This window comes from Virgibacillus subterraneus (assembly GCF_900110695.1).
In the GTDB taxonomy this organism is placed as follows: domain Bacteria; phylum Bacillota; class Bacilli; order Bacillales; family Amphibacillaceae; genus Lentibacillus; species Lentibacillus subterraneus.
In genome coordinates this window covers 1-15345 of record NZ_FOEH01000005.1, presented here as the reverse complement: position 1 = coordinate 15345, position 15345 = coordinate 1, and the positions used below count along the sequence as shown (strand labels likewise).

The window sequence follows — 15345 nt, the reverse complement described above, 5'->3', positions numbered from 1 at the left end:
AAAATTCTTTTGTTTCATTTAGTTTAATCTTGAATTCTTCTATAAATTCAACCGTTTCTCTTTTAGCAGCATTAACAAATCAGATTCGTTAACGCAATAAGAAAATTACTCATAAAATTTCCCAGCTATTAAAATTTCGACAAAAGAACTCCAGTTTCGATTACATGGCAAGGAATTTGTCTCCTTTATATTTACCTTTAATTGCTTCAAAGTAATCGTCAAGGAATAGGATTCCCAGTAATTTTTATTAGCCTCAAAATCATTCTTTAACTTATCAATAAAGGAAACCGATTCTTCCTCACTTTTAATGCTTTCGGTATTCAGAAAATGACCCCTTTAATGAACAATCTATATTATAAATTCGATAGTTTTAGCAGTTCTTTCAGCAGTAGATTCCCCGAGATTTGCTCAACAAGATATAGTGCCATATTAATTCCTGAAGAAACTCCACCACAGGAGATATAATGTTGCCATCCTGTACAACTTTTCTTTCGGCTAAGACTTGAATCTCAGGGTTAATGCTTGTTCTGCTTTATTTTTAACTGTTAATGATAACCTTCAGTGGGAAAATTCATCATTAACTCTTCTTACACTATTTTGCTGCGTTAGTCTTAGTGTAATCTTTCACAATCTCTATTTATTTTAACATGAATATCCAGAATACCTTGTAAAATCAAGTAAAACTAAACAATTTCCAATATATTGTAAGTTTAAATATGCCAATTCGTATATAAATTTGTAAGTCAAGTTGGAGAATTAAACTAGCTATTGTTAGCTAACAAATTGGTGTACAAATTACACTGTAATTTAACCAAAAATCCTTTTATACCTAATAAGAAATGACCATCAACTTAGCATACAAGTTGATGGCCCATCACAGTCTATTATTTCATCCCAAGCAGGTCATCAATCACTGTGACAACCTGATCAGCATATTTTTCACATGCTTCCTTCGTTGGTGCTTCCACCATTACACGTACCAGCGGTTCTGTTCCAGATGGACGTACAAGAACTCGCCCTTCTCCGTCCATTTCTTTTTCCACTGCTTCGATTGCTTCATTGATTCTAGGATTTGTTAGTGCACTCTTCTTATCGATCACTCGGATATTTTTCAGTACTTGAGGATAAATTTCCATTTCATCTGCAAGCTCTGATAATTTCTTTCCGGTTTCTTTCATAACATTTATAAGTTGGATCGCGGATAACATGCCGTCGCCTGTTGTATTATAATCAAGGAAGATAATATGTCCGGACTGCTCACCACCAAGGTTATAACCACCTCTAACCATTTCCTTCATTACATAACGGTCACCGACTGCCGTTTTATCACTGCGCATGCCATTTTCTTCTAACGCTTTATAAAAGCCGATATTACTCATAACAGTTGATACAACCGTATCATGGCGCAGTACACCTTTTTCATTCATGTACTTGCCGCAAATGTACATAATTTGATCACCATCAACAATGTTTCCTTTTTCATCTACTGCAATTAAGCGATCACCATCACCGTCAAAGGCAAGCCCAACATCGGCACCCTTTTCAGTTACAAATGCCTGCAAAGTTTCTGGATGGGTTGATCCAACACCATCATTGATATTCAAACCGTCTGGAGAAGAACCAATAGAGAATATATCTGCTTCTAGATCTGCAAATAAATGTGTAGCTAAACTGGATGTTGATCCATGTGCACAATCTATCGCTATTTGCATATCATCAAAGTCATTATCAATTGTCCCTTTCAAGAAAGAAAGATATTTTTGTCCGCCTTCAAAGTAATCGTTAACTAGTCCAACATCAGCACCAACCGGGCGAGGCAGATTATCCTCAGCTTCCATTAATTGCTCGATTTCATTCTCTTGATCGTCTGTTAACTTAAAGCCATCTGGTCTAAAAAACTTAATACCATTATCCTCAACCGGATTGTGTGAAGCAGAAATCATGATTCCTGCTTCGGCACTTGTTGCTTTTGTCAAATAGGCAACACCTGGCGTAGAAATAACTCCTAAGCGCATAACCTCTGCACCAATAGAAAGCAGTCCTGCTACAAGGGCACCCTCTAGCATATGTCCGGAGATTCGTGTATCGCGCCCAATTAGAATTTTCGGCTTCTTTATATCTCTTGTTAATGCATAACCGCCAAAGCGGCCTAATTTAAATGCCAGCTCTGGTGTTAATTCAGTGTTTGCTACTCCTCTAACACCATCTGTTCCAAAATAATTTCCCATGTTGGATCTCTCCTTTACATCCATTTAACCAATTGTGAGAGCATTGTGGATTTAAAGCACTTAATTACTCCCTAATCCATTTCATAAAACACTATCCCTATCAATCCTATAAAATCATCATGTAATTTCTATTGTAACTTGACCAAACTGGCCATCTACTTCACTATTCTCAGGACCTTCAACTGTTACCGGAAGCTGATGCTCCCCACTCTCTAGTCCTCCGGCATCCACTGTTACCTGAAAATCCTCTGCTGTAAGTTGACTAACATCACTTTGGTTACCTACAACAGTTATATTCATAACCGGTTCTGCAGGTTCAACAAACGAAACTTCTTGTCCTTCCTCAAGATTTTCCACATCTATCGGAACATCCTCAACAGTTTTCGTCTGCTCAAGTTCAATTGTAACCTCAACTTGCTCTGTTTCTGGTGCATTGGCACCATTTGGCAATGCTAGTCCAACATTAATCGTGCCAGACTCGTCTATCTCTGACAAATCAATATCTTCTGTTGAAACTTCTTCTATACCTTGTAAAACATCACTTGTTGCGAATATTTCTGCCTCATCTACATTAGCAGATATGGAGGACAATGAATACCCTTCAGGCAGTTCTCCGGTTGTCGACAGGGTTACTGGAACTGTCTTACTCGGATTTTGAATTTCAGCAGAAACAGCTATACTCTCGGGTTCGACTCTAACATTCAGCTCATTCCCACTGGCATCATATACATTAACTGGAACTTCCCGATTATCAATATTTTCCTCAAGTTCCGCAACATCCACAAATACTTTAACAATTGCTATTTTGCTAATAACATCACTTGAGCTTGTAATTGTCACGGTTTGCGGGTTTACTTCTGATTCTCCTACTTCAAATCCCTCTGGAAGTTGTTCGGTATTAATAAAGTCAACTGCGACATCAAACTGTTCTGATGCTCTCTCTTCAATTATTACTTCAATTGTTTTTGGCTCTATATATACTGTAAGCTCATCTGGAACACCACTATGCTGCATCTCAACTGTATGTGTACCTTCTTCAAGATTTTGCAGGTCGACAAACACGTCAAAATTCTGCTGTCTTGCTGCAGCTGTCGTTGTACCTGTTGGACCTTCTAACGAAACCGTAGCCACTTCCGGTACACCACTTACTACATAATTATCTTCATCAATTCGTATATTTACTGGGACATTCTCAATCGTCTGAATTCCTTCATTGTTATTTGGAATTCGTGAATCGTTTTGATATTGCCCTATCTCCACTTGCACAAAGACATACAGGACTATTGCAAAAAATAGTGAAATACCACGGACAAACCATCGACTTTTAAACCAATTATCCATTTTCTTTCCCCCTCTGATTTCGTGTCTTAGATTCAGGGGCTCTTAATGATAATGGCAAATTATCACGAAGGTATTTACGTAAACCCTCGCGGTCCAATTCGCGCTTTAATTCGCCGTTTTTCGTACATGATATGTTTCCGGTTTCTTCTGATACAACTATTGTAATTGCATCCGTTACTTCACTAATACCCATTGCAGCACGGTGTCTCGTCCCCAATTCTTTTGAAATGAACGGACTTTCAGATAGCGGTAAATAACAGGCCGCAGCCATAATTTCCTCATCCTTAATAATTACCGCCCCATCATGCAATGGTGTGTTAGGTGTAAAAATATTCGTTAGCAGTTGATGTGTGAGATTACCGTTAATTGGAATACCAGTTTCAGCATAGTCGCCAATGCCAGTCTCACGCTCGATTGAAATCAAGGCACCAATACGGCGCTTGGCCATATAAGTACTTGATTGAACAATTGCTTCAATTTTTTGTTCCAAAATTTCTTCCTCTGATTTTGACCCTCTGGAAAACATATTTCCCCGGCCCAGCTGCTCTAATGCCCTTCTAAGCTCTGGCTGGAATAATATAATTATGACAACAAAACCCCAGTCAATTGCCTGGTTTGTAATATATTGAATCGTATGTAGATCAAATGCGATGCTTAACAACCAAACGGCCAATACGACAACAATTCCCTTTAAAAGCTGAATTGCCTTCGTACCTCGAATTAACATGATTAATTTATATAAAACATACCAGACGAGAGCAATATCTATGACGATTCTCAACAGGTTTAAAAAATCAAATCCCCCATCAAGCATGTTCACACTTCCTTCCGCACATATGGTTCCTTCCTATCTAAATGTAATAATAGTATATCCATTATATCATATTTTGTATTGTACCATGTTATATTGCAAGCACAAAAAAACCCGGATTTTATACCAGGTTTCTTCGGCCTTTATTCTAATGCATATTCGAAACTAGTCCCAATGAGAAAATACTTTCAACCATATCCTTCAAGTGGAACCAGATCCATTCAAATATTCGATCTACCTCTTTTAGCTCTCCGTTTACTTCACCAGCAGATGCCATAAGACCAGATCCTTCAATCGAGTCATCCACAAGTTCACTATTTATCAATGTAACATTGCCATCTACAGTTCCATCTATCCTCAGATTACCATTTTTAACTAATAGGTCACCCGATACTGTAACCCCTTCCGGAACAATAACAGTATCACCTTGAATAATCAGGTTTTCCTGTTTGGAAACAACCAATTCACTTTCCTGATTCCAAGCTGAGAAAATACCACTAAACATAAAGATGAAGAATATTGCTGCCGATGTAATAATCGGATGCGCCCTAAACCAGCGCTTATACCTTACATGTTTCTTTTCTGTCGGTAATTTTTTCATCACATTAGTTGTAAAATCTGCTGGAGCAGAAATATGCTCGGCACTCTGAATAAGTGTGATCGTACGCTTCAATTCATGAAAGTGTTTTTGGCAAGCCTCACACTCTTCCAAATGGCGGCGCAAATTCGTTTCTTCTTGTTTGGTTAAATCACCATCTAAATACTTATGCATAAACTCGATAATTTCTTCATTACAGTTCAAGTTGATCACACTCCTTTACACATGACGAAGCTTTTTCCTTAGTGCTTCACGGCCCCTATGGATTCGAGTTTTCACTGTTCCTAGAGGGATATCCAGAATTTCACTAATCTCCTGGAGTGAAAACTCCTCTAAATACCTAAGAATAATAACACCTCTATATTTGGGTGGAAGTGTAGATATTTCGTGATGAATATAGTTTTGTAATTCCATTCTTTCTACTTCTTCTTCAGGTGCCGGTTCATCAGTCGCAAGCCGTGAATACATATCCAATCCTTCTGTCCCTTTTATTTCAGCATCGAGATAGTAATCCGGCTTACGCTTTCGTATCCGGTCGATTGTTAAATTAGTGGCGATTCGGTATAGCCACGTCGAGAACTTACGTCGATCGTCAAATGAGTGTATATTAATATATGCCCTAATAAACGATTCCTGGGCAATATCCTCCGCCTCATGCTGGTTTCCAAGCATCCGATAAACATGTTGGTAAATTTTATTTTGGTAAAATGAAACAACATCTTCGTAGGCGGACTGATCCCCTCTTTTAACCTGTTTTATTTTCTCTTTTATTATTAAGTTCATTATTAGTACCTCCGCTTACTATGCGGTATTTTAAATACGAAACAACATCGTGTAAGGTTTCAAAAACTTTTCTAAAAGTTGTTTATAATTATATTAAATTGGTAAATTCATACTACATTATACTAGATTGGAGACCAGTTTTGTGGAAAATAATTCAATATTGTTAGAAAAGATTGAGGATTGTCGTGATACCTTAATTTCTTTAAGCAACACCTATGGATTGACCTCTGAATTCGTAATTCAACCCAGCAGAAAATAAGACATACTTCTAAATGAATACCATAGTAACTTAATTACTTATTAAACATGCCAAAAATAGAGAGATATAGGGTAAAAAGACATGCAAAAATGGATGTCTTTTTTTTCTGCTAAAATGTTACAATAGAAGAAACTCTATAGCAGGTGTTTCTATGACCCATAAATACTTAATTGTATTATACAGTTCGTTATCGATCGCAATATTGTTTATCATTGAGCAAATTCTCTCTTTCGAGTATCTATATAAAACAATAGCAAAGGTAATAATTTTCTTCCTGGTACTATTTATTTTTCATTACATAACCAAAAGCAAAACCACCTACTTTACGACACGAAGAATCGACACCAAGCGATTGAAAATAAGTGTCAGTTTGGGAATTGGGGCTTCCCTCATTCTAATAGGGACATATTTTGTTTTAAAAGATCATATCGACTTCGCTCAAATTAGTGAAAACCTGGCACAGAAAAACATTACTGGAGATACTTTTTTATTTATTAGTATATATATTATATTCGGCAATTCATTCTTAGAGGAGATTTTTTTCAGAGGATTTATTTTTAAAAATTTACAGCAGAAACATCGGCTATTTGCCTATATATATTCATCGTTTTTGTTTGCGATCTACCATACAGCAATATTTCTTACCTGGTTTAACATCGGATTATTCCTGTTAGCACTAATTGGGCTGTTTACGATAGGTTTAGTGTTTAACTGGCTCAATGAAAACTCCAGTAATATTTATAACTCATGGCTGGTTCATATAATTGCTGACATAGGGATAATTATTATCGCGTTAATAGCAGTATTTTAAAAGACCTTAAGAAGTCCGCCCTAATCAATACAACACGAATTTGATGCTTTGTAGAACACAAAAAGAGCATCAAATTACTTTCAATTCGATGCTCAATTCACTTTTTACTTCAAAACTACTTACTTCAACTTTTCACCAAACAGTGAACCTATCAACCCAACAGCTACAGTTGCCGTTTTATTCTTGTGGTCCAAAATCGGATTTACTTCAACAAATTCTGCTGATGTAAGGATATTGGACTCTGCAAGCATTTCCATTGCTAAATGGCTTTCACGATAGGATAAACCGCCAATTACCGGCGTTCCAACACCAGGAGCTTCCTCTGGATCCAATCCGTCCAAGTCCAGACTTAAATGAACTCCATCTGTACGATTCTTTAAGTAATCTATTGCCTGACTCATTACAGCTGGCATCCCCAACCGGTCTACTTCATGCATGGAATATACGTTAATGCCGCTTTCTTTAATCAAATCCTTTTCTCCCGGATCAAGTGAACGAGCACCTATGATCACGATATTCTCAGGCTTAATTTTCGGCTGGTAGCCAAGTATGTTCGTTAGCTTTTCATTCCCAATGCCCAAACTTACCGCAAGTGGCATTCCATGTATATTCCCAGAAGGTGATGTATCACCAGAATTCAAATCACCATGTGCGTCATACCAAATCACACCTAAATTTTCATAGTGTTTCGCAATACCAGCTAGGCTTCCAATTGCAATACTATGGTCACCACCCAATACTAATGGGAAATGATTACCGTTAATTTCCTTGTCGACCATTTCTGCAAGTTTCTGATTTGCATCAGCCACCTGTTGCAAATTACGCAAATTATCTTCCTGTCTCTCAAATTTGCTGTCGGGGCGGGAAACTGGTACATCACCCAAATCATTAATGCTGTAGTTTAAATTTTCAAGTGTTTCAACAACCCCTGCATATCGAATAGCGCTTGGCCCCATATCAACACCTCGCCGACTTTGTCCAAGATCCATCGGCACGCCAATTATAGACATATTTTTCTTCATCTGAATTCCTCCTCTACCTTTTTATTTTAGCCAAAAAACAAGCAATGACTCAACTCGACAAAAATATGTATATATATACACTTGTACATGATTGCTGGATGCAGCGGATTGAAATAGCGAAGGATTTACTGGCATAAATAAAAGCAGGGTTGTCTAATGAAGACAGCCCTGCTTTTATATCTCGGTTGCACCCATCTTGCTAAGTTGAATATCCAGTGGTTTAATTCCTGCCTCTTCCCAGGCCTTCATTAGCTGCTGAGCTTGTTCTTTAGATGGCAGAAATGCGATCCCACAGTCACCGCCACCTGCTCCGGATGGTTTACCTGCCCCACCATGCAGTTCAGCTAGATCACACAACTTTTGCAGCATTGGGGTTTCTATATCTGCATTAGCGTGTTTTCCAACAGTAGCTAACGCTCGTCTGTTCCGTTTCGTACCCTCAACAATAAGTGCAGCATCCTCCTCAGTAACTCCTTTGATAAAGGTACTTACTGCCCTATTACTTTCTTCAAGAAATTGCTCATATAATGTATTATTCTCTGTTTTAAGGCGTTTGATTTTATCGATTAATTTCCCTGTCGATGCAGGGGTTCCTGTCCAGCCAATACACATGTATGCATTGACTGGCAGTTTAATTGGCTTAAGAGATAAATACTGCCAATCCTTTTCAACTAATTCCCTTATCGTGTCTGCCTTTTCATATTCGTACTGTAGCCATTCTGCTTGAAATGAGGCATATTGTAAAAAACCACCATAAGATGATGCAGCAACATCAGCTCCTGAACCACTTCCTTGTGTCTTCACATGCGAAATAGCCGCTAACTTAAAAATCAATTTAGCGGATGGCTCTTTTGGTAGGTATTTTTTTAAAATGGCAGCAACCACAGATGTAACGACAGCGGCACTAGAACCTAATCCGTATTTACGACCGGATTCGTCATCAAGTTCACTGCGGATTTCTAAATGAAAATTAGCTAAAGAGACGTTCATTTCTTTTAAATATGTATATACGACTGACATAGCATCTTCAACAAACTTTACACGCTTGTCAGCTGTCTTTATGTTGACCTTCTTTTCATTATAGGTCCATTCGAGGTTAGCTAAATCAAAGTTTAGCAAAGAAAGGCGGTTTTCATCCTGTTGTGTTAATGACACATAAACAAAACGATCAACCGCCATCACGACTAGGTTTTGATAAGCTTCAAGTACTGCAAATTCTCCTGCTATCATTAATTTGCCTGGGACTTTAAGGCTCAATGGTGTAGTTGGCAATACGGTTCAACTCCTAAATATAGGATACTCCTTGACCTGCTCGACTTGCAATAACGTCATCTACCCCAGGTATTTCACGGAGCGTACTTTGTATCGTTTCTTCGTTTTCTGGCAGGTAAAGAACTTTTACATTTGGACCTGCATCAATCGTAAAGTATGCTGAAACTCCGTTTTCACGCAGTTCCTGAACAGTTTGCATTACTGCCAGCGTTGTGTCACGCCAATACGTAAAAGGTGGATTGGCAGCCAAAGTAGTGGCATGCATTCTAAGACAATTAGCCTCAGCTATTTCTCCTACTTTCGCAAAGTCCCTATTCTTTATACCCTCTTTAATATTACTGAGATCATCTGGAATACTCTCAACCCAGCTGGAATAATAAGCAGACGTATCGACTGTCCGCTTCATACCTTCCCGGCTCAAAACCTTCTTAGCTGAGGAAGATAAAACGACTGCGGCGACGCGAATATCCCAATGATTTGCAGGTGCTACCTGAATAGCATAAGAATCAGATCCATCAGACCTGTCTCCTTTTTCCCATTCTACAAAGCCACCATAAATTGATCTGCAGGCTGACCCTGACCCTTGTCTGGTTAAGATAGAAAGTTCTTCATCACTGATCTTAAGTCCAAGCGATTTGGCAGCGGCTGTTGCTAATGCAGCAAACCCAGATGCTGAAGATGCAAATCCAGCAGCTGTTGGAACATAATTAGTAGAATGAACTTCTGCAAATAAATTCGGTTTTCCTGCATATTTCCTAATTAGGTCTAGAAATGATGTGACACGTTCATATTCCACACCACTTACAAGTTGATCATTTAAATAAAAACTGTCCTCTGTTAACGATTCTCTAAAATCAACAGTTGTCGTTGTATAAAATCCATCTAAAGTCAATGAGAGGCTATTATTCATCGGGAGTATTAACGATTCATCCCGTTTGCCCCAGTATTTAATTAAGGCAATATTTGTATGTGCTTTGGCTGATGCCTTCATTGTATATCCCCTCTGTGTCGCAGTTTAGAAAATATAAAAATCCTCGTACTGCATATATGCAACTAAGGCTTGATGATAAGCCACGTCTAATGATGATGCTTATTCAGGCTTCTTTCTTAGAACAAAAGGCCATACCGTGTGTGCGCCGAATTTCTTCAGCTTTTCAGATAGCTGCCTAGAGTGTACTTCATTACGTGCTAAGGCAATTATACAACCGCCATTTCCGCCTCCAGTTAATTTGGCACCTAAGGCACCTTCCTGGCGCGCAAAGTAGATTAACCTGTTCAGGCCCGCATCGCTTACACCTAGTGCTTCCAGTTCTTTTTGTGCTTCATTTAACATCTGTCCTAATAAATGCTTGCTCGCACTCTCAAGCGCATGTCTTGCACGATGCGTAATTTCACCAATACGGTCAAGCTTGGCCTGTATTCTTCTTGGAGCTGATTTGAACAAGTTTGCAACTGATTCAACAGCTAAACGTGTATCACCCATTCTGCCTGAATCGGCAACAATGAAGTGAAAATCACCCTTAGGTTCGATAAAATCAGATGGCAGTTCCTTCTCAAACCAGACTGGAAAGTCCGAAGTAATAGTTAGTGTATCGATACCACTAGGCACACCATGAGCATACGTTTCCGAAATGTTAGCTAAGGTCAGAAGTTCATCTTCTTCATAGTCCTGATTGTTATAGGCAAATAATGATCTCACTACCGCAATAGCCACTGAAGCACTTGATCCAAGTCCTTTTCCGGGTGGTATAGATGATTTAATCCGTATCAAAAGATCCTCACATGGTAACTGAAGATAATTTAAGGTTGCCTTAATACAATTTGCAAGCCCCTCCAGCGACTCTGGAGCAGATTCAAGCGGACCATGGTAAAAAGTACTATCAATCTTTACCGAGCCTGGAACATAATCAATCACTGATTCCACCCCTACTAACGGGAAAGGAAGCGCAATAGCAGGTTGTCCGTGTACAACTGCATGTTCCCCGATTAAGATCAATTTACTATGAGCTATACCTATAGCTGTTTGTTCTGAAGTTGTTGCTTTTTCTGCACTCATTTTATATATTCTTCCACCATTTCTTTAGCTTTTCCAACACGGATTTCTTTTTCGTCTACTAATCGTTCAGCAATGATATCAATCATCTCCCCTGTAGCTCCTGCTGCTATGGCAACAGAACGAGAATGTAAAGCCATATGACCTTTCTGAATACCATCGGTTGCTAAGGCTTTTAGTGCACCAAGGTTTTGTGCAAGTCCAACAGAAACTATAACTTGTGCAAGCTCCTGTGCTGAATCAACGTCTAAGATTTTATATGCAAGTTTAGAAATTGGGTGAACATGGGTCGAACCACCTACAGTTCCGACAGACATAGGGAGTTCTATTTCACCAACTAAATTTCCACCCTCATCCTTCGACCATTCTGTCATCGAACTATATTTCCCAAACCTCGCTGCGTGTGCATGGGCCCCAGCTTCAACAGCACGCCAGTCATTACCAGTTGCAATAACGATTGGATCAATCCCATTCATTATTCCTTTATTGTGGGTAACAGCGCGGTAGGGGTCAGATGCGGCAAACTCATAGGCATGAATAACTCCATCACGTACTTCTTCGCCTGTATAACCGTCTGTTTGTAATAATTCAGGAGGAATAACGCAACGCGCTCGTGCAAGACAACGATCAGGATAATTGGAAAGGATTCGTAAATATACTTTCCCTTCCGTAATGGTCTCAACTGTCGGTGCAAGTGACTCAACCATTGTGTTAATGATATTTGCCCCCATTGCGTCACAAGTATTTATATATACGTGAAGGATAAGCATTTGACCATATTTTGAGTCTGATTCTTCATTTAATACTCTAACTTCTAGATCCTCTGCACCGCCGCCCCTAGCCACTAAACTGGGGTATGCAGCATTAGCATCAGCAATCAATGCATCTTTTTCCTTTAAAACAGCCTCTTTTGCTGCTTTAAAATCTGGACAGCCTACTACTTGAATTTGACCAATCATAACGCGATCTGTCGCCTCTGTAGTAAATCCACCAGCATTTCTGACAGTTTTTGCAATGTAGCTTGCCGAAGCAACAACAGATGGTTCTTCAATTGCCATTGGTATTACATATTCATTCCCATTAATTAAAAAATTCAATCCCAATCCTAATGGAAGCGGAAAAGTCCCGACTACGTTTTCTATCATTTTATCCGCTGTATCAGTTGGAAGAGGCTCGTTTGAAAACAAATAACCTTTCTCTTCATCAGTGAACGTATCCATCGTAGTCAACAACTGTCTGCGTTCCTCCACAGTCATATTGTAAAAACCAGGAAATCTAGAAGTTTTCATACCATCTCATCCTTTTAACTAGCATAATTTATATATGTTAAATTTTTCGTTTTTTAGTTAATGAATAAATTACTGTATCTATTATGTAAAAAAACAGTACAAAATGCAAATAAACAAGGTTGTTGGTAATCATAACGACCTTGTTTATCTGCTATTATAATATGTGTTATGTATTTACGCTAGTGTTTTTTCATATAAATTGATGAGCCATGGAGGATTCGAACCTCCGACCCTCTGATTAAAAGTCAGATGCTCTGCCAGCTGAGCTAATGGCTCATGTCATAAGTATTGCCCGAAAAACCTCATAAAATAAAAAAAGGCTGGGCTACCAGGATTCGAACCTAGGATCACGGGATCAAAACCCGATGCCTTACCGCTTGGCTATAGCCCAATTAAATATATATTATGGTGGAGGGGGAGAGATTCGAACTCCCGAACCCTGAGGGAGCGGATTTACAGTCCGCCGCGTTTAGCCACTTCGCTACCCCTCCATATTTTAACTACATTACTATAAATTATACATAAAAAAATGGTGCCGGCCAGAGGAATTGAACCCCCAACCTACTGATTACAAGTCAGTTGCTCTGCCAATTGAGCTAGACCGGCATAATGGTGGAGGATGCAGGGCTCGAACCTGCGACCCCCTGCTTGTAAGGCAGGTGCTCTCCCAGCTGAGCTAATCCTCCTATGTTCAGGATGTACTAGTACTTGGTTTACATGTGTTCCTAATTGCTTTAAATTAATGGTGACCCGTACGGGATTCGAACCCGTGTTACCGCCGTGAAAGGGCGGTGTCTTAACCACTTGACCAACGGGCCTTACAATGGTTTTATGTAAGAAAGAAATTATACTTTTTTACATGCTTAAAAAAAAACTTGTCATAAACCGACGAATTTTATTATATACAGATTCAGCATCTTTGTAAAGGGGAAATAAGAAATTTTTATTTTCAAATACTTTCAATACACATATAATGTAATTATAGATATCATTTTGGGGGTATTTCATGTGGTATTGGCTAACTTTAGGTGGTGAACCATTTATTACGTTTGGCACAAGTCACATTATTATGCTACTTATATATTTCATAGGAATCGTAATATTTATTTTATTTCTAAAAAAAATCTTATCTAACACAACTTTATACAATATAATACGTTGGATCTTATTTAGCCTATTAATTTTATCAGAAGTATCCTATCAAACATGGACAGCTGTAAATGGAATATGGAGCTTGCGTGAGCACACACCATTACACCTTTGCGGAATTGCAGGTATAACAGGTGCAATTGCATTAGTTACTCACAATAGGAAGCTTATACAAATCACTTTTTTTATTGGTCTTATTCCTGCTTTACTGGCACTAGTTACTCCAGAACTGCCATATGATGTTCCACACTATCGCTTTTGGAAGTTTTTTATACATCATACTGCCATTTCATGGGCAAGTATTTTTCTTGTAGCAACCAATTCCTTAAAGATCAATTTTAAATCATTACTTGAAACTTTTGGCTACCTATTATTGTATGCTATTATAATTGGCTTCTTTATTAATCCATTTTTAGATTCCAATTACCTGTACCTTTCCCATACACCTACAGCTACCACACCACTTGACATGCTTGGCAGTGGTATTTGGTATTATATTAACCTTTGTGTGTTAGCATTTATTGCCTTCTTTGTTCAGCTACAGATTTATAAATTACTTAAACGTGAAAAATCAACACTCAAATAGCTTTGTGTGTTGATTTTTCAGTTAGGAATACATAATAGCTACTACCCAAACAATTACAATTACCGGTAACGAGGTATACAAAGATTGCCAGATCTTCATATTATGTTTTTTGATCAAAAAATACGCCACAAGCACTTCCGCTATAGTTACTACAATTGCTAAAATTAAAAGCAATGATAAACCACTTCCCATTTTAAAACCACCTATCTAATTATTTACTATAACAATTATATACAAAATTAGAAAACTTGGCCTATAGACAAGCCTTAGTTGCAATTGCAAAGAACAACTGCACTAGTACGTCTGAACTTCGGAGCTAGACGTGGCTGATTCGGGAATCCAATTATCCATAGCAAAATTTATAGTTTCTTAAACAATGAAAAAAGCGTTTAAACCTTATCGAGGGTTTAAACGCTTCTATCTAACTAAGAGCTTCCAAGCGGACTTGAACCGCTGACCCCCACCTTACCATGGTGGTGCTCTACCGGCTGAGCTATGGAAGCAATAAAATGGCTCCACAGGTAGGAATCGAACCTACGACCGATCGGTTAACAGCCGATTGCTCTACCGCTGAGCTACTGTGGAATAATCTAAAATAATTACCAAGGAAATTTAACCTTATGTATTGTGCTCATCGGGCTAAAAAATTATTAATTACTATAAAAAAGTATATAAAAAATAGCCTGGCGGCGTCCTACTCTTGCAGGGGCAAAGCCCCAACTACCATCGGCGCTGGAGAGCTTAACTACTGTGTTCGGCATGGAAACAGGTGTGTCCTCTCCGCTAATGCTACCAGACCTACAGGATGTAGGTCGTTCTGTGTTGTTCACAGGACGTGAACGATTTTAACAGAACTTCCTTAATAATCTTATTGAAAGACAAAATATATTATATGCATTTCTAAGAGAAAATGCAAGGGGTTTTTTAAAGTTTGTACCCTAAAAACTAAATAAGAGCTTCACATCAATGTTTTCAATTTGTCATTATTAGTTAAGTCCTCGATCTATTAGTATCCGTCAGCTACACGTGTCACCACGCTTCCACCTCGGACCTATCAACCTCATCGTCTCTGAGGGATCTTACTCACTCGAAGTGATGGGAAGTCTCATCTTGAGGGGGGCTTCATGCTTAGATGCTTTCAGC

At 38.6% G+C, this 15345-nt stretch carries 14 protein-coding genes, 8 tRNA genes and 2 rRNA genes; 2 read left to right on the top strand and 22 right to left on the bottom strand.

The genetic code is table 11. The features are described from left to right. Positions 1-105: 105 nt before the first annotated feature. The 6 genes from BMY13_RS20080 to sigW form a co-directional block, all read right to left on the bottom strand. Entirely contained in the window at positions 106-309 is a 204-nt protein-coding gene (locus BMY13_RS20080) for a DUF7660 family protein (protein ID WP_425445162.1), read from the bottom strand. 575 nt (positions 310-884) lie between these two features. Next, entirely contained in the window at positions 885-2228 is a 1344-nt protein-coding gene (glmM, locus tag BMY13_RS13990; protein ID WP_092505294.1) for a phosphoglucosamine mutase, read from the bottom strand. 117 nt (positions 2229-2345) lie between these two features. Continuing rightward, a complete protein-coding gene (locus BMY13_RS13985; protein ID WP_092505292.1) occupies positions 2346-3569 on the bottom strand; it encodes a CdaR family protein in 1224 nt (407 codons plus the stop codon). Beyond that, the gene (gene cdaA / locus BMY13_RS13980; protein WP_092493980.1) at positions 3562-4383 is read right to left on the bottom strand and encodes a diadenylate cyclase CdaA; all 822 of its coding nucleotides are present in this window, start codon (positions 4381-4383) and stop codon (positions 3562-3564) included. Before cdaA ends, BMY13_RS13985 begins: the two co-directional genes overlap by 8 nt. A gap of 145 nt (positions 4384-4528) precedes the next feature. Continuing rightward, the gene (locus BMY13_RS13975; protein WP_425445159.1) at positions 4529-5191 is read right to left on the bottom strand and encodes a zf-HC2 domain-containing protein; all 663 of its coding nucleotides are present in this window, start codon (positions 5189-5191) and stop codon (positions 4529-4531) included. Between the two features lie 6 nt (positions 5192-5197). After that, positions 5198-5761 carry an RNA polymerase sigma factor SigW gene (gene sigW, locus BMY13_RS13970; RefSeq protein ID WP_092493978.1) on the bottom strand — a complete coding sequence of 188 codons (564 nt, stop codon included), beginning with the start codon at positions 5759-5761 and terminating at the stop codon, positions 5198-5200. A gap of 410 nt (positions 5762-6171) precedes the next feature. Here sigW and BMY13_RS13965 point away from each other — a divergent pair, with 410 nt between their 5' ends. Further along, a complete protein-coding gene (locus BMY13_RS13965; protein WP_092505288.1) occupies positions 6172-6831 on the top strand; it encodes a CPBP family intramembrane glutamic endopeptidase in 660 nt (219 codons plus the stop codon). Positions 6832-6950: 119 nt separating this feature from the next. On the opposite strand, the gene rocF is transcribed toward BMY13_RS13965, so the two are convergent. The 11 genes from rocF to BMY13_RS13910 all read right to left on the bottom strand — a co-directional run bounded on the left by rocF (position 6951) and on the right by BMY13_RS13910 (position 13285). Then, the gene (rocF, locus tag BMY13_RS13960; RefSeq protein WP_092493976.1) at positions 6951-7853 is read right to left on the bottom strand and encodes an arginase; all 903 of its coding nucleotides are present in this window, start codon (positions 7851-7853) and stop codon (positions 6951-6953) included. 174 nt (positions 7854-8027) lie between these two features. Continuing rightward, positions 8028-9125, bottom strand: coding sequence for a phosphomevalonate kinase (locus BMY13_RS13955; protein ID WP_092505286.1), 1098 nt, complete (start codon positions 9123-9125; stop codon positions 8028-8030). 13 nt (positions 9126-9138) lie between these two features. Beyond that, positions 9139-10116: a diphosphomevalonate decarboxylase gene (mvaD, locus tag BMY13_RS13950; RefSeq protein WP_092505284.1), complete on the bottom strand. Its 978-nt coding sequence runs from the start codon at positions 10114-10116 to the stop codon at positions 9139-9141. Between the two features lie 99 nt (positions 10117-10215). Then, positions 10216-11181: a mevalonate kinase gene (gene mvk / locus BMY13_RS13945; protein ID WP_092493973.1), complete on the bottom strand. Its 966-nt coding sequence runs from the start codon at positions 11179-11181 to the stop codon at positions 10216-10218. After that, entirely contained in the window at positions 11178-12467 is a 1290-nt protein-coding gene (locus tag BMY13_RS13940) for a hydroxymethylglutaryl-CoA reductase, degradative (RefSeq protein WP_092493972.1), read from the bottom strand. Before BMY13_RS13940 ends, mvk begins: the two co-directional genes overlap by 4 nt. 203 nt (positions 12468-12670) lie before the next feature. Further along, a tRNA-Lys gene (locus BMY13_RS13935) sits at positions 12671-12743 on the bottom strand. A 44-nt stretch (positions 12744-12787) separates the two neighbouring features. After that, a tRNA-Gln gene (locus BMY13_RS13930) sits at positions 12788-12858 on the bottom strand. Positions 12859-12873: 15 nt separating this feature from the next. Continuing rightward, positions 12874-12958: transfer RNA gene (locus BMY13_RS13925), tRNA-Tyr, on the bottom strand. Positions 12959-12997: 39 nt separating this feature from the next. Continuing rightward, positions 12998-13073: transfer RNA gene (locus BMY13_RS13920), tRNA-Thr, on the bottom strand. A 4-nt stretch (positions 13074-13077) separates the two neighbouring features. Next, positions 13078-13153: transfer RNA gene (locus BMY13_RS13915), tRNA-Val, on the bottom strand. A gap of 57 nt (positions 13154-13210) precedes the next feature. Then, positions 13211-13285 (bottom strand) — tRNA-Glu (locus tag BMY13_RS13910). 188 nt (positions 13286-13473) lie between these two features. Here BMY13_RS13910 and BMY13_RS13905 point away from each other — a divergent pair. Further along, positions 13474-14202, top strand: a complete 729-nt coding sequence (locus tag BMY13_RS13905) for a YwaF family protein (RefSeq protein ID WP_092493971.1) — start codon at positions 13474-13476, stop codon at positions 14200-14202. A 21-nt stretch (positions 14203-14223) separates the two neighbouring features. Here the strand turns inward: BMY13_RS13905 and BMY13_RS19545 are convergent, their stop codons facing one another. The 5 genes from BMY13_RS19545 to BMY13_RS13885 all read right to left on the bottom strand — a co-directional run. Continuing rightward, a complete protein-coding gene (locus BMY13_RS19545) occupies positions 14224-14394 on the bottom strand; it encodes a hypothetical protein (RefSeq protein ID WP_175476815.1) in 171 nt (56 codons plus the stop codon). A 238-nt stretch (positions 14395-14632) separates the two neighbouring features. Next, positions 14633-14705 (bottom strand) — tRNA-Thr (locus tag BMY13_RS13900). A 7-nt stretch (positions 14706-14712) separates the two neighbouring features. After that, positions 14713-14787, bottom strand: a tRNA-Asn gene (locus BMY13_RS13895). A 96-nt stretch (positions 14788-14883) separates the two neighbouring features. Continuing rightward, positions 14884-14999: ribosomal RNA gene (gene rrf / locus BMY13_RS13890) — 5S ribosomal RNA — on the bottom strand. Positions 15000-15188: 189 nt separating this feature from the next. Next, positions 15189-15345, bottom strand: a 23S ribosomal RNA gene (locus BMY13_RS13885); the annotation flags it as partial.

Coding starts and splice junctions, on each gene's coding strand:
- glmM (WP_092505294.1), bottom strand. CDS start 2,228: ATGGGAAATTATTTTGGAACAGATGGTGTTAGAGGAGTAGCAAACACT.
- BMY13_RS13985 (WP_092505292.1), bottom strand. CDS start 3,569: ATGGATAATTGGTTTAAAAGTCGATGGTTTGTCCGTGGTATTTCACTA.
- cdaA (WP_092493980.1), bottom strand. CDS start 4,383: ATGCTTGATGGGGGATTTGATTTTTTAAACCTGTTGAGAATCGTCATA.
- sigW (WP_092493978.1), bottom strand. CDS start 5,761: ATGAACTTAATAATAAAAGAGAAAATAAAACAGGTTAAAAGAGGGGAT.
- BMY13_RS13965 (WP_092505288.1), top strand. CDS start 6,172: ATGACCCATAAATACTTAATTGTATTATACAGTTCGTTATCGATCGCA.
- rocF (WP_092493976.1), bottom strand. CDS start 7,853: ATGAAGAAAAATATGTCTATAATTGGCGTGCCGATGGATCTTGGACAA.
- mvaD (WP_092505284.1), bottom strand. CDS start 10,116: ATGAAGGCATCAGCCAAAGCACATACAAATATTGCCTTAATTAAATAC.
- mvk (WP_092493973.1), bottom strand. CDS start 11,181: ATGAGTGCAGAAAAAGCAACAACTTCAGAACAAACAGCTATAGGTATA.
- BMY13_RS13940 (WP_092493972.1), bottom strand. CDS start 12,467: ATGAAAACTTCTAGATTTCCTGGTTTTTACAATATGACTGTGGAGGAA.
- BMY13_RS13905 (WP_092493971.1), top strand. CDS start 13,474: ATGTGGTATTGGCTAACTTTAGGTGGTGAACCATTTATTACGTTTGGC.
- BMY13_RS19545 (WP_175476815.1), bottom strand. CDS start 14,394: ATGGGAAGTGGTTTATCATTGCTTTTAATTTTAGCAATTGTAGTAACT.